Raw genomic sequence first — 14990 nt, 5'->3', positions numbered from 1 at the left:
ATTCCGTCGGCGTAAAACAATCACTTTGGGATGGTTTATGTCACGGACATCAAAAATAATCGGGTTCAGTCTCGCCGGCGTGATCGCATTGATCGCGTTGTTGATCATTCTGATCATCACTTTCGACTGGAATCGCGCGCGGCCCTGGATCAACCAGCGCGTCAGCGACGCCACCGGGCGCCACTTCGCCATCCAGGGCGACCTCATCGTCAAATGGCGCAAGCCTGATTCTCCGCAGACCAGCTGGGCCAGATGGATACCGTGGCCGCATGTGAGCGCCAACGATATCGTGCTCGGCAATCCGGACTGGGCGCCGGCCAATTCCAACATGGCGACCGTCAGGCAACTCAACGTCACGCTCAATCCCTGGCCGCTGCTGCAGCACAAGATCGTGCTGCCCGATCTCGAAGCCCAGGATCCCTACCTGCAGTTGCTGCGCAAGAAAGACGCCGTCAACAACTGGACCTTCAAGTCCGACGACGGTCCGTCAACCTGGCAATTCCGTCCTGAAAAAATCGTGATCAGCAAAGGCGTGGTCGAGCTCGACGACGCCATTCAAAAAGCCAAGGCGCGTGCTGAAATCGACACGCTCGATCCCGCCAAGGAAAAAATCTACGGCCTTGGCTGGAACGTGAAGGGCACCTTCAACAAGGCCGACATCAATGGCGAAGGCAAGGCCGGCGGCGTGTTGTCGCTGCAGGATGAGAGCAAGCCGTATCCGCTCGAAGCTGACGTGCGCGTCGGCAAGACGCGCATCGCCGTCAAGGGCACGCTGACCAAACCGCAGGAACTGGCCGCGCTCGACCTGCAGCTGAACCTGTCCGGCGACAGCATGGCGCATCTGTTCCCGTTGACCGGTGTGCTGTTGCCGGAAACGCCACCGTTCTCCACCTCGGGCCATCTGATCGGCAAGCTCAATCCGGTCGGCGAAAAGAACGGCAGCACCTGGACCTATGAAAAATTCAAGGGTCAGGTCGGCTCCAGCGACATCGGCGGCACGCTCGAATATCAGTCGAAGGAACCACGTCCCTTGCTCAAGGGCGAAGTGGTGTCCAACCTGCTGCGCTTTGAAGACCTGGGCCCGCTGATCGGCGCTGACTCCAACGCCAGCAAGGAAAAACGCGGCGCCGAAGAACGCCAGCCGACCGATAAGGTGTTGCCGGTCAAGGAATTCCAGACCGAAGCCTGGGGCGCGATCGATGCCGACGTCAAGCTGACCGCGCATCGCGTAGTCAAGGAAAAGGATCTGCCGGTCAACAATATTCAGGCCGACCTGCATCTGAAGGACAAGGTCTTGTCGCTGACGCCGCTCAACTTCGGCATCGCCGGCGGCAACCTGACTTCCACCATGCATCTTGACGGTCGCACGCCGAAGATGAAGTCCGACGTCAAACTGTCGGCGCGCAAGATCAAGATTCAGCAGCTGTTCCCCAACCTCGATGCGGCCCAGACCAGCTTCGGTGAAATCAACGGCGACGCGGCGTTGACGGCCACCGGCAATTCGGTGGCGGCGATGCTGGGTTCATCCAACGGCGAACTGAAGACACTGATCAACCACGGCGCCATCAGCAAGCTGCTGCTGGAAGAGATGGGCCTCAACATCGGCAACGTGGTGGTGTCCAAGCTGTTCGGCGACAAGCAGGTCAAGCTCAATTGCATGGCCGGCGACTTCACCGTGACCAACGGCCTGGCGCAGGCGCGCATGTTCACGCTGGATACCGAAGACGCGATCATCAACATCAGCGGCGACGTCAATATGGCGCAGGAAAAACTGAACCTGACCATCAATCCACGCAGCAAGGGCTTGCGCATTATCTCGCTGCGCTCGCCGCTGTACGTGACCGGCCCGTTCAAGGATCCGAATGTCGGCGTCGACAAGGGAGTGCTGGCGTTGAAGGCGGGCGGCGCAGTAGCGTTGGCAGTGCTGGCGCCGGTGGCGGCCATCCTTCCATTGATCAATATCAGCGGTGAACAACAAACCGATTGCGCTAATCTTTTGCAGGAAGTGCAGAAGCAACCGGTCGCACCACCACCCGGCAAAACCAGGCCAGAGGCGGCTAAGCGTTAGGTTGCCAGTTTGCAATAGAGATACTTATCAGAACGTCATCCTGTGGATAACTTTGTGAATAAGGTTTGTGCGGATTGGGGACAGATGGCGAGTTTTACACAGGCGCGATTTCTGTCCCCGAACTGTTCTTTTGTCATACAAGACTTGCCAAGCGGTTATGAATTTTGCAAGTCGATGATTTGATGAAGGTTTACCGAGTTATCCACAGAAAGAGGCCTGTGTTAACTACTACTACTATTTGTATATATAAACTTCTATATAAAAACCTAAAACCCTGAAAACCCGAGAACCTGAAAACCGGTTTCTTTCAAGCCGATTGAAAAACCAAAAATTTCAAAAAACCCGCTTCGCTCGGGATGCCCTCGATTTCATTTCAGGGAAGAGGCATCCGGTGCGTCGATGACCAGGTCCGATTCGGCGACCGCAACGCAGGGCAACAGGTAACCTTCGGCTTTTTCTTCCTTGGTCAAGCCGGGCCAGTCAATCTGGTAGCTGATCTCTCCGCTTTTCAATACACACAGGCAAGTACGGCATGTTCCATTTCGGCAAGAACTGGGCAAACGGATTTGTGCCCGCAAAGCGGCGTTGAGCAGAGAACTTCCCGCCCCAGCTTCAAATTCCAATCCTGAAGGCAGCAAAGAGACCTTGTAGGCATGTTTTGGTAGTGGTTCGTCCGTGGGCATTGGAAAAATTCGTATCGTGCGGGGGGTTGATTGAGGCCATCACCGTCGAAATGGCAAAATCGATGCGCTATCGGTTCATGGTTTTACGTTGATCAACAAAAATACCAAGAAAAACAGCGATTTTCAGACCATCTGTGGATAAGTCTCTGGATAACTTTTGTGCGGATTGGGGACAGCTCGAGAGTTCTTCACAACGCTGATTTCTATCCAACATGTGTTCTTTTCTCATACAAGACTTGCCAAGCGTTTATGAATTTCGCAAGTGGATGATTCAATTCAGGTTTACCGGGTTATCCACAGAAAAGTGCCTGTGTTAACTACTACTACTATTTATATATATAAACTATTAATTTAAAAACCAACTTCACGTCATTTCCGAAAAACTTTAAAAAATTCCTGACAGGAAACGTGACAAATTCAGTTCCAGACGTTCTGCAACAAGGCAAACACGGCACTGATGGCTGGTTCGTTCTTGCGTTTCTCCAGCGCAATGAAAGACAACTCGGTGGAGAGGTCAACCGCATCGGCGATCACCAGCCCGTGCGCATGCGCTTGGTTCAGCGCAATCGACTCGCGCGCCAGCGACAGACCGACGCCGGATTTCACCAGGTCCAGCATGGAGGATTCCTGATCGACCAGCGCGACGGTATTGGGCGTCAGCTTGTATTGCATGAAAACCCGGTTTAGCAGACGGTGATGTGCGGACTCCGGCGGCGTCCAGATCCAGGGAAGTTGCGCCAGCTCCTTCCAGCCCCTGCCGGCGACGCGGTTCTTCCAACCTGCGGGGGCGATGACGTTGTAGGTGAACGGCGTCAGGGTGAGGCTGTGGAAGCCCTTGCCGGGCGTTCCCAGGAAGAAGCCGACGTCGAGCTCGCCGGTTTTCAGCAATTGCAGCACCGAGCCGGACATATGGTGTTGAAGACGTGTGGACAATTGGGGATAACGTTCGACCAGCAGCTTGAGGAAGGCGCCCAGGCGTATGAATTCGGGATCGAGGATGGTGCCCAGCGACAAGGTGCCGCTCAGGGTGCCGGCGCTGGTGTGCAGGGCATCGGCGTGCTGGTGGAATTCCTGCAGGGTGTTGAGGACCCGTTCGGCTACTGGCAGCAACTTGCTGCCCTCGTTGGTCAGCCGCATGCCGGCGCTGGTGCGCACGAACAATTGCAGATTGAGCCGTTCTTGCAGCAACTTGATCTGCAGGCTGACGGCCGGTTGGGTGACATGGAGCCGGTCGGCGGCGCGGGTCAGGTTGCCTTCCTCGGCGACGGCGATAAAAGCGCGTAACTGCGTGAAATCCATGGCTAAATGCGGGGAAAAGAAAAATAGACGGTCGGCAGTCAATTGCGGACCGGATAGGTTTATCAGTTATTTTTATATTGCTGTTGATAATAACTGATTGGATTCCTTTGAATCCACGCGATATTCTCTCAAAACAAGATAAATACGCCATTTTCTACGATCTGACATCACTTCATACCAAAGGGACACTTATGACTGCCGCACCATCCACGATCCAGCATTACATCAACGGTCGCATTGCGCCGTCCGAAAGCGGACGCCAGCAGGACGTTTTCAACCCGGCTACCGGTGAAGTGTCGGGTCAGGTCGTATTGGCCTCGACGGCGGAAGTCAACGCCGCGGTCGCCTCCGCTAGCGCCGCTGCGCCGGGCTGGGCCGAGACCGCGCCGCTGAAGCGCGCCCGCGTGCTGTTTAAGTTCAAGGAGCTGATTGAGCAGCATCACGATGACCTGGCTGCGGCGATCACGCGTGAACACGGCAAGGTGTTTTCCGACGCCAAGGGTGAAGTCACGCGCGGGCTGGAAATTGTCGAGTTTGCCTGTGGCGTGCCGCAATTGCTGAAGACCCAGTTCACCGACAACATCGGCGGCGGCATCGACAACTGGAACCTGCGCCAGCCGCTGGGCGTCACCGCCGGCATCACGCCGTTCAACTTTCCGGTGATGGTGCCGCTGTGGATGGCGCCGATGGCGATCGCCACCGGCAACAGTTTCATCCTCAAGCCGTCCGAGCGCGACCCGACGCCGTCGCTGATGCTGGCCGACCTGTTCAAGCGCGCCGGTTTGCCGGACGGCGTGTTCAACGTGGTGCAGGGCGACAAGGTGGCGGTCGATGCGCTGCTGCAGCATCCGGACGTGCAGGCGATTTCCTTTGTTGGCTCGACGCCGATCGCCGAATACATCTACAGCGAAGCGACCAAGCGCGCCGGCACCTTCCCATTGCGTGCACAAGCGCTGGGCGGCGCCAAGAATCACCTGGTGGTGATGCCGGACGCCAATCTGGAACAGGCGGTCGATGCGCTGATCGGCGCGGCCTACGGTTCGGCCGGCGAGCGCTGCATGGCGATTTCGGTGGCGGTGGCGGTCGGCAGCGTGGCCGACAAGCTGGTGGAAGCGTTGATTCCGCGCGTGAAGGCATTGAAGATCAAGAACGGCATGGAAGCCGACGCCGAAATGGGCCCGCTGGTCACGGCGGCGCACAAGGCCAAGGTGGAAGGCTACATCGACGACGGCGTCAAGGCCGGCGCCAAGCTGCTGGTGGATGGTCGCGGCATCACCGTGCCTGGTCATGAAAACGGCTTCTACGTCGGCGGCACCTTGTTCGACAACGTCACGCCGGACATGAAGATCTACAAGGAGGAAATTTTCGGACCGGTGTTGTGCGTGGTGCGCGTGCCTGATTTCGCCGAAGCGGTGCGCCTGATCAATGCGCATGAATACGGCAACGGCGTCTCGCTGTTCACGGCCGACGGCAACACGGCGCATGAGTTCTCGCGCCGCATCCAGGTCGGCATGGTCGGCATCAACGTGCCGATTCCGGTGCCGATGGCATGGCATTCCTTCGGCGGCTGGAAGCGTTCGCTGTTCGGCGATACGCATGCCTACGGCGAAGAGGGCATCAAGTTCTACACGCGATATAAGTCCATCATGCAGCGCTGGTCGGCTACTATCGGCAAGGGCGCAGAGTTCACGATGCCGGTGGCGAAGTAATTGCAACATAAGTTTGCAGTAAGTTCGCCGCACCACAATCGATAAAAATAACGGAGACAGGTATATGGAGTCAGCAGGTAAATACGATTACATCATCGTCGGCGGCGGCACGGCTGGTTGCGTGCTGGCCAATCGCCTGAGCAGGGATCGCGACGTCAAGGTGTTGCTGATCGAGGCGGGCGCCAAGGATGATTACCTGTGGATCCATATTCCTGTCGGTTACCTGTATTGCATCAACAATCCGCGCACCGACTGGCTGTATCGCACGGAAGCCGACGTCGGCCTCAACGGCCGCAGCCTGATCTATCCGCGCGGCAAAGTGTTGGGCGGCTGTTCGTCGATCAACGGCATGATCTACATGCGCGGCCAGGAACGCGACTACAACGAGTGGGCGCAACTGAGCGGCGACGACAGTTGGCGCTGGGACCAGGTGCTGCCGCTGTTCAGGAAGAGCGAAGACCATTACAAGGGCGCCAATGAGTTCCACGGCGTCGGGGGCGAATGGCGCGTCGAGAAGCAGCGGCTGTCGTGGGAAATCCTCGACGCGTTTCGCGATGCGGCGGCGGAAACCGGCATTCCCAAGATCGACGACTTCAACCGCGGCGACAATGAAGGCAGTTCCTATTTCGACGTCAATCAGAAACGCGGCATTCGCTGGAATGCGTCGAAAGCGTTTTTGAAGCCGGCCATGAAGACCGGCAACCTGCACATCATGACCGGCTCGCACGTCAAGCGGCTGCGCATCGAACAACGCGACACGGGTCCGGTTTGCGTCGGTGTTGAATTCACCGGCGGCGGCAGCGAGTGGTACGCCGAATCGACACATGAAACTATCCTCGCCGCCGGCGCGGTGGGTTCGCCGCATATCCTGCAATTGTCCGGCATCGGTTCGGCCGCGCTGTTGCAGCAGCACCAGATTCCGGTGGTGAAGGAGCTTGCCGGCGTCGGCGAAAACCTGCAGGACCATTTGCAGATCCGCATGGCGTTCAAGGTGAAAGGCGTGAAGACGCTCAACATGATGGCCGGCAACTGGTACGGCAAGATGATGATCGGCGTGCAATACGCCATGTTCCAGAGCGGCCCGATGTCGATGGCGCCGTCGCAGCTCGGCGTATTCGCCAAATCCGATGCGTCGCAGAGCAGCGCTAATCTCGAGTATCACGTACAGCCCTTGTCGCTGGAAAAATTCGGCGATCCGCTGCATCCGTTCCCGGCATTCACGGCCAGCGTGTGCAACCTGCGTCCGACCTCGCGCGGGCATATACGGCTGGGTAGCAACGACGGCGCTTTAGCACCAAAAATCACGCTGAATTATCTGAGTACGGAAGCCGATCGCAAGGTCGCCGCCGACTCGCTCAAGCTGACGCGAAAAATTGTCTCGGCGCCGGCGTTGCGAAAGTACCAACCCGACGAATGCAAGCCCGGTGTGGAATACCAGTCTGAGGAAGAGTTATACAAGGCGGCCGGTGAAATCGGCACGACGATTTTCCATCCGGTCGGCACCTGTAAGATGGGCCGCGCCGATGACGCACAAGCCGTTGTGGACAGCCAGTTGCGCGTGCGCGGCGTGGCCGGACTGCGCGTGGTAGACGCTTCTGTGATGCCTACCATCACATCCGGTAATACCAACTCTCCCACCCTGATGATTGCCGAAAAGGCAGCAGAATTGATCCGCGCAGCACGCCGCGGAATGCCTTGAAAGTTGCGCCGAAAATAAAAATTTCGACCTTTCTCCAATACGGTACTTATACGTATTGTAGTAATGGTACGACTCGGCTACTATGCGCCAGATATTAAAAAAATAAGACTCTCGCACGAGAGCCTCACAGGCTCAGATTGCGGCGCCAGAAGCGTAGCGATTTACACAAGGCGGCCCTGCGGACACACGCAGGGTATTCATGGGAAGAATGAGAAGAGACACTATGACAGATGTCATTCTGGAGACAAAAAACCTGACGAAGGAATTCAAGGGTTTTACAGCGGTAAGCAAAGTCAACCTGCAAGTCGAGCGCGGCCACATCCATGCGCTGATCGGCCCGAACGGCGCCGGCAAGACGACGTGCTTCAACCTGCTGACCAAATTCCTGGTGCCGACCTCGGGCCAGATCCTGTTCAATGGTCGCGACATCACGATGGAAGCACCGGCGCAGATTGCGCGCCAGGGCATCATCCGTTCGTTCCAGATTTCGGCGGTGTTTCCACACCTGAGCGTGATGGAGAATGTGCGCATCGGTTTGCAGCGCACGCTCGGCACGTCCTTCCATTTCTGGAAGAGCAGCGACAGCCTGAAGCAACTCAATGACCGCGCCATGGCCTTGCTCGACGAAGTCGACCTGACCAGTTTCGCCGACACGCTGACGGTCGATTTGCCGTACGGCCGCAAGCGCGCGTTGGAAATCGCCACGACGCTGGCGATGGAACCCGAACTGATGCTGCTGGATGAACCGACCCAGGGCATGGGCCACGAAGACGTCGATCGCGTGACTGCGCTGATCAAGAAAGTCTCGGTCGGCCGGACCATCCTGATGGTGGAACACAACATGAACGTCATCGCCGGCATCTGCGACCGCATCAGCGTGCTGCAACGCGGCGCCGTGCTGGCCGAAGGCACGTATGACCAGGTATCGAAGAATCCGCAAGTGATGGAAGCCTACATGGGCACCACCGCCGGCGCGCTGGAAGGAGCACACTGATATGAGCACCGCGACATTGCAACAAGGCGGTACTGTATCCGCAACCGGCGGTACCCCGGCGCTTGAGATTTCCGACCTGCAATCCTGGTACGGCGAATCGCACATCCTGCACAACGTCAACCTGTCGGTGAACAAGGGTGAAGTGGTCACGCTGCTGGGCCGCAACGGCGCCGGCCGCACCACCACCTTGCGTTCCATCATGGGCCTGGTCGGTGCACGCAAGGGCTCGATCAAGATCAACGGCAATGAAACCATTGCGATGCCGACCTACAAGATCGCGCATCAAGGCGTCGGTTACTGTCCGGAAGAACGCGGCATCTTCTCGTCGCTGTCGGCGGAAGAGAACCTGATGCTGCCGCCGTTCGTGTCGAAGACCGACAAGGGCATGTCGATCGACGAGATCTACGACATGTTCCCGAACCTCAAGGAACGCCGCAACAGCCAGGGCACACGTTTGTCCGGCGGTGAACAGCAGATGCTGGCGGTGGCGCGCATCCTGCGCACGGGCGCACGCCTGTTGTTGCTCGACGAGATTTCCGAAGGCCTGGCGCCGGTGATCGTGCAGGCGCTCGCGCGCATGATCCTGATGCTCAAGGCCAAGGGTTACACGATTGTGATGGTGGAACAGAACTTCCGCTTTGCAGCGCCGTTGGCTGATCGTTTCTATGTGATGGAACACGGCCAGATCGTCGAGTCGTTCGCTTCTTCGGAACTCGAGTCGAAGACGCAGAAGCTCAATGAGCTGCTGGGCGTATAAGCGAACAAGCGCATAAGCCAGGTTTCGCTATTCAAGCGGTTCAAGCTGTCGCATCATTATTCTGAATTAATAAAGCAGTCATAAAAAGAATGCACCATGGTTTTCGGATCATGGTGCGACGAGCGGTCGCGTGATCATTCATGCGCGCGTTTGTAAAAATCAGTGTTGGGTATTTGTATTATTTACTACTGAGCGGGCATCACAACGTTACCAGCATCACTGGCGTTATAACAAAAGGAGATGGAAATGAAGTTAAAGGCAATGTCACTCGCCGTGTCGACTGCGGCAGCAGCGTTCGCATTCGCGGCACCGGCTTCGGCGCAGATTTCCGGAGACGTGATCAAGATCGGTTTCATCACCGACATCTCCGGCGTCTATTCGGACATCGACGGCCAGGGCGGTGCGGAAGCGATCAAGTTCGCGATCGCCGACATGGGCGGCTCGATCAACGGCAAGAAGATCGAACTGGTCGTCGCCGATCACCAAAACAAGGCTGACGTCGCCGCCAGCAAGTCGCGCGAATGGTTCGACCAACAGGGCGTTGACGTCCTGATCGGCGGCACCAATTCCGGCACCGCGCTGGCAATGGCCAAAGTCGCCAACGAAAAGAAAAAGGTCTTCATCGAAAACGGCGCCGGCTCGGCCCGCCTGACCAATGAAGAATGCTCGCCGTACACCGTCCACTACGCCTACGACACCGTCGCACTGGCCAAGGGCACCGGTTCGGCAGTCGTCAAGCAAGGCGGCAAGAGCTGGTTCTTCCTGACTGCCGACTACGCGTTCGGCCACTCGCTCGAAGCCGACACCAGCACCGTCGTCAAGGCATCCGGCGGCACGGTCGTGGGTTCGGTCAAGCATCCGCTGGGCGCATCCGACTTCTCGTCCTTCCTGCTGCAGGCACAGACTTCCAAGGCCCAGATCATCGGCCTGGCCAACGCCGGCGGCGACTTCATCAATTCGGTGAAGGCAGCCAACGAGTTCGGTATCACCAAGACCGCCAAGCTGGCCGGCCTGCTGGTGTTCATCAACGACGTGCATTCGCTCACGCCAAAGCTGACCCAGGGCATGTACCTGACCGACAGCTGGTACTGGGACACCAACGACGAGACCCGCAAGTTCGCCAAGCGCTACTTCGAAAAGCAAAAGAAGATGCCGTCGAGCCTGCAAGCCGCCGACTACTCTTCCGCGCTGCAGTACCTGCAAGCCGTGAAGGCCGCCGGTTCGGATGACGCCGACAAGGTCATGGCGCAACTGCGCAAGACCAAGTTCAACGACGTGTTCCAGAAGAACGGCTACCTGCGCGCCGACGGCCGCGTGGTCCACGACATGTATCTGTACCAGGTCAAGACACCGGCCGAGTCCAAGTATCCATGGGACTACTACAAGCTGGTCCAGACCATCCCTGCGGAACAAGCCTGGACTACCAAGGCTGAATCCAAGTGCTCGGCCTGGAAATAATCCGCCGGTAATCGACGGGCAATCAACGCACCAAAAGGATCTGTCATTTCTGATTTCTGTTGAAGAATCGGGGATGACAGATTTTTCTTGTTGTATTTGATCAGCCGGAAACGTGCGGTCCGCCGTACGACATCCGGTCAATCGGAATGAATGAGTTTCTATGGAATTATTCGGCATACCCCTGCAAGCCTTGTTGAGCCAGCTGCTGCTGGGCCTCGTGAACGGCTCGTTCTACGCGATGCTGTCGCTGGGACTGGCGGTCATCTTCGGCCTGCTCAACGTGATCAACTTTGCACACGGCACCCTCTACATGCTCGGCGCTTTTACGGCATGGATCGGGCTGACCTACTTCAATATCAATTACTGGGCGATGCTGATCCTGGCGCCGCTCATCGTCGGCGCGTTCGGCATCGTGATCGAAAAGACCATGCTGCGCTGGCTCTACAAGCTGGACCATCTGTACGGTCTGCTGCTGACCTTCGGCATCACGCTGATGGTGGAAGGCGTGTTCCGCTCGATCTACGGCGTCTCCGGCCAGCCTTATTCCGTGCCTGACGCGCTGCAGGGCGCGACCAACCTGGGCTTCATGGTGTTGCCGAACTACCGCGCGTGGGTTGTGCTGGCGTCGGTGGTGGTGTGCTTCTCGACCTGGTTCGTGATCGAAAAGACCCGTCTGGGCGCTTACCTGCGCGCCGGTACCGAGAACCCGAAGCTGGTGGAAGCCTTCGGCATCAACGTGCCGCTGATGGTCACGCTGACCTACGGCTTCGGCGTGGCGCTGGCGGCATTCGCCGGCGTACTGGCAGCGCCGGTGATCCAGGTGTCGCCGCTGATGGGTTCCAACCTGATCATCGTGGTGTTCGCGGTGGTGGTGATCGGCGGCATGGGTTCCATCCTCGGCTCCATCGTCACCGGCCTCGGCCTGGGTGTGGTCGAAGGCCTGACCCGCGTGTTTTATCCGGAACTGTCGGCAACCGTCGTCTTCATCATCATGGCCATCGTGCTGATGATTCGTCCGGCCGGTCTGTTCGGTAAAGAGAAATAAGGCGCACAAGATGAACAACCCATTGAACAAGAAACTCTTTTACGTCGTGCTGCTGATCCTGGCATTGCTGGCGCCGTTCGGCCTGTATCCGGTGTTCCTGATGAAGATGCTGTGCTTCGCGCTGTTCGCGTGCGCCTTCAATCTGCTGATCGGTTACACCGGCCTGCTGTCGTTCGGCCATGCGGCCTTCTTCGGCGGCGCCGGCTATGTGGCCGGCCAGGCGATCAAGGCCTGGGGTGTGCCGACGGAAATCGGCCTGATCCTGGGCACCCTGACGGGCGCGCTGATCGGCCTGGTCATGGGCCTGCTGGCGATTCGCCGCCAGGGCATCTACTTCACCATGATCACGCTGGCGCTGGCGCAGATGCTGTTCTTCGTTGCGCTGCAAGCACCGTTCACCGGCGGCGAAGACGGCCTGCAAGGCATCCCGCGCGGCAAGCTGCTCGGCTTCATCGATCTGTCCAGCGACATGACCCTGTACTACGTCGTGCTGGCGATCGCGATTGCCGGCTTCGCCCTGATCGTGCGCACCATCCACTCGCCGTTCGGCCAGGTGCTCAAGGCGATCAAGGAAAACGAACCGCGCGCGATCTCGCTGGGCTACGATGTCGACCGCTACAAACTGCTGGCGTTCGTGCTGTCGGCGGCGCTGACCGGCCTGGCCGGTTCGACCAAGGCGCTGGTGCTGGGCTTTGAAACCCTGACCGACGTGCACTGGAGCATGTCAGGCCTGGTGGTGCTGATGACGCTGGTCGGCGGCCTGGGCACGATCATCGGTCCTATCGTCGGCGCGGTGATCATCATCATGCTGGAGAACAAGCTGGGCGACATCGGCAACTGGCTGGCGTCCGTGACGCACATCGAGTGGTTCAATACGCTGGGTGATTCGGTGACGATCGTGACGGGCTTCATCTTCATCGTTTGCGTGCTGGCCTTCCGTCGCGGCATCGTGGGTGAGATCCTGAACCTGTTCAACAAACGTTCGGCAAGCACGTCGCACTGATGCACTGATGCGCTGATTACAGCGAACCTGGCAACTGCCGCCGCACAGCTCAGCTGTCCGGCGGCAGTTTTCATTTGACGCCGGCCGGTTTGCTTGTACAGTGTCGCCACGCGCAATGATGCAGACAAGCGTATCCCGGAGAATTGAATGGCAGTGCCCCAGACCGACGAGCAGATTGAGATTTTGAAGTGTCACGCCCAGATCGTCATGATCGAGGCGGTTGCCGGCTCGGGCAAGACCACGACGCTGGCGATGCTGGTGAAGCAGGCCCTGACGAGGGGAATGGGTGCACATCAGATTCAATGCCTGTGTTTCTCGGAAGGCGCAAACAAGCGCTTCCGTGAAAAGCTGTACGAGGAGGGCGTCGCCAGGCCGGTGCCTTTGAATACGGTAGAAGCGTACGCGCGTGAGTGCCTGGCGCAGCTGGGCGAAGCGCTGACGCTGGAGAAGACGCGCTACTATGCCTCGGATGAAGAGTTGCGCCCGCATCTGGTCGCCGCTGCCAATAGCGTGTTGGCGCGCCATGAGGGAAGAGCAGGGCGAAGCGACAACGGCTTCGATTTTTCCTTCGAGAAAAACAGCGCCAACGCCGAGGAAATGTTCTCGCTGCTGTACCGCTTCAAGGCGAGCTTGGCTTCGCACCGCTTCCATGACGAGGAGCTGGATTATGACGACCTCGATCAACTGTCGACGCAGTTCGGCACGCAGATCGAAGCGGTTGAAATCGGCATCGCCTATGAGAGGCAACGGCAAACTTATCCCGGCGAGTACAAATGGCGCAGCGCCGCGGATCTGGTGCCGGACCTGGTTGAGCTGCTGAGCAATCATCCGTCTGCACTGGACATCCTGCCGGCCAAGGACTTGTATCTGATCGACGAATGGCACGACATCAATGCGGCGGAATTTCGCTTGTTGCAGTTATTGCTGCGGGGAAATAAATTGGTTGCGGTAGGCGATCGTTATCAAATTATCAACTCCGCACGCGGCGCCGATATTGTCTATTCCACCGCCGGTTTTGAAATGGCCTTCCCCAATGCGCAGTATCTGCCGCTGGGGAAATCCTATCGTTTCGGGTCTTCACTGTCCAAGCTCGCGCAGCGCCTGACGGCGCGCAAATGCGCCTCGCATGAAGATCTGTACACAGAAATCAAGCGCCTGACTTACGACCCGACCTTGCCCGGTGATTGCGCCGCGAAAGTGACGCAGCAGGTGCAAGCGCTGGTGAAGGCACGGGCCGACACGCGTTACTCCGACATCGCGATCATCGTGCGCGAGCCGGACCAGACCATCGAGATCGAAAACCTGCTGCTCGACCAGAACATTCCGTATTACTGCGACGACATCGAGTCTTACCTCCACCGTCCCGAAATCCTGATGCTGCGCGGTCTGCTGCATATGGCCGGCAACGCGTTCGCGACACTGCAAGGCGACAAGGAAAGCATCAAGCGCATGGTCATGGGATTTTCCCTGTATTTGCCGGTGGGGGAGTCGTCCGAAGACTGGGAGCGTGGTTACTTTGCCGAAGGTACCTGGTTCGAGGAAGCGCAACGGATGATTGCGGAACAGCCGAACGCGCTCAAGGATTTTTTCGAAGCGGTGCTCTGCAAACCGCGTGATACGGACGACGACATGACGCTGCGCTGGAAGCAGCGCTTCACCGATGTCGTGAAAGAATTACAAAAGCTGAACGAGGAGAGCAGCGCGGCGGAGTTGCTCAACTTCGCCAATCGTCAGCTGTCATTGGTCGACGCCACCAGCAGGGCCTTCATCAATCGCAGCCGTGCGACGTCGGCGGCCAAGTCGATCCAGACCTTCATCGCCTTTGCGACACGTCACCCCGACATGAATGCGGCGGACTTCCTCGCCGAGTTGCATCTGCGCCAGCAAAAGGTCAGCAAGAATCGGAACGCCATCCAGTCGCGCCGGCAATTGACGCTGACAACCATCCAGGCAGCGAAAGGGCGGCAGTGGCCGCATGTGCTGGTGCCTTATCTGCAGCGGCATGAATTCCCTCGCTTGCGGGATATCGCCGAAGAGGTGCGCCATTTTTATGTGGCGATGACGCGGGCCATCTCCAGCCTCTCCTTGTTTGAACCCGATGAAGAACATGCGGGGCAGCGCAGCGTCCTGATGGATCGTGTGCGCAAGTAACGTCGTTCGCTTCGCACGGTGTCGGATACCTGTATCTGATAGGAGTGGAGAAGGGCGGGTCGCAGGAGTAAAATGCTTGTCGCTCTGACAGTGCTTCCTGCTTGCTACACGCGCATTTGTCGGT

11 protein-coding genes are annotated in these 14990 nt (G+C 58.0%); 9 read left to right on the top strand and 2 right to left on the bottom strand.

Annotated elements, in window-relative coordinates; genetic code table 11:
* Positions 1-37 precede the first annotated feature (37 nt).
* Positions 38-2068: an AsmA family protein gene (locus tag ACIROW_RS18630; protein ID WP_402277936.1), complete on the top strand. Its 2031-nt coding sequence runs from the start codon at positions 38-40 to the stop codon at positions 2066-2068.
* A gap of 368 nt (positions 2069-2436) precedes the next feature.
* Here ACIROW_RS18630 and ACIROW_RS18625 read toward each other — a convergent pair whose 3' ends face one another.
* Positions 2437-2751: a 2Fe-2S iron-sulfur cluster-binding protein gene (locus tag ACIROW_RS18625; RefSeq protein ID WP_402277935.1), complete on the bottom strand. Its 315-nt coding sequence runs from the start codon at positions 2749-2751 to the stop codon at positions 2437-2439.
* A gap of 417 nt (positions 2752-3168) precedes the next feature.
* A complete protein-coding gene (locus tag ACIROW_RS18620; RefSeq protein WP_402277934.1) occupies positions 3169-4050 on the bottom strand; it encodes a LysR family transcriptional regulator in 882 nt (293 codons plus the stop codon).
* A 191-nt stretch (positions 4051-4241) separates the two neighbouring features.
* Between ACIROW_RS18620 and ACIROW_RS18615 the strand changes: the two genes are divergently transcribed.
* From ACIROW_RS18615 to ACIROW_RS18580, 8 genes are all read left to right on the top strand, one after another.
* The gene (locus ACIROW_RS18615; protein WP_402277933.1) at positions 4242-5759 is read left to right on the top strand and encodes a CoA-acylating methylmalonate-semialdehyde dehydrogenase; all 1518 of its coding nucleotides are present in this window, start codon (positions 4242-4244) and stop codon (positions 5757-5759) included.
* A 64-nt stretch (positions 5760-5823) separates the two neighbouring features.
* Positions 5824-7458 (top strand): GMC family oxidoreductase, encoded by a 1635-nt coding sequence (locus tag ACIROW_RS18610; RefSeq protein WP_402277932.1) that lies wholly within the window; start codon positions 5824-5826, stop codon positions 7456-7458.
* A 223-nt stretch (positions 7459-7681) separates the two neighbouring features.
* The gene (locus ACIROW_RS18605; protein WP_116436165.1) at positions 7682-8452 is read left to right on the top strand and encodes an ABC transporter ATP-binding protein; all 771 of its coding nucleotides are present in this window, start codon (positions 7682-7684) and stop codon (positions 8450-8452) included.
* A 1-nt stretch (position 8453) separates the two neighbouring features.
* Complete coding sequence (locus ACIROW_RS18600) at positions 8454-9209, top strand: ABC transporter ATP-binding protein (protein ID WP_402277931.1); 756 nt, start codon at positions 8454-8456, stop codon at positions 9207-9209.
* Positions 9210-9455: 246 nt separating this feature from the next.
* The gene (locus ACIROW_RS18595) at positions 9456-10667 is read left to right on the top strand and encodes an ABC transporter substrate-binding protein (RefSeq protein WP_402277930.1); all 1212 of its coding nucleotides are present in this window, start codon (positions 9456-9458) and stop codon (positions 10665-10667) included.
* A gap of 160 nt (positions 10668-10827) precedes the next feature.
* Positions 10828-11712, top strand: coding sequence for a branched-chain amino acid ABC transporter permease (locus ACIROW_RS18590; protein WP_402277929.1), 885 nt, complete (start codon positions 10828-10830; stop codon positions 11710-11712).
* A 10-nt stretch (positions 11713-11722) separates the two neighbouring features.
* Positions 11723-12715 (top strand): branched-chain amino acid ABC transporter permease, encoded by a 993-nt coding sequence (locus ACIROW_RS18585; RefSeq protein ID WP_402277928.1) that lies wholly within the window; start codon positions 11723-11725, stop codon positions 12713-12715.
* A 147-nt stretch (positions 12716-12862) separates the two neighbouring features.
* Positions 12863-14866, top strand: coding sequence for a UvrD-helicase domain-containing protein (locus ACIROW_RS18580; RefSeq protein ID WP_402277927.1), 2004 nt, complete (start codon positions 12863-12865; stop codon positions 14864-14866).
* The last annotated feature ends 124 nt before the right edge of the window (positions 14867-14990 follow it).

Origin of the sequence: Herbaspirillum sp. NPDC101397 (assembly GCF_044767325.1) — a bacterium.
In the GTDB taxonomy this organism is placed as follows: domain Bacteria; phylum Pseudomonadota; class Gammaproteobacteria; order Burkholderiales; family Burkholderiaceae_D; genus Herbaspirillum.
This window is presented reverse-complemented; position numbering and strand designations above follow the sequence as displayed.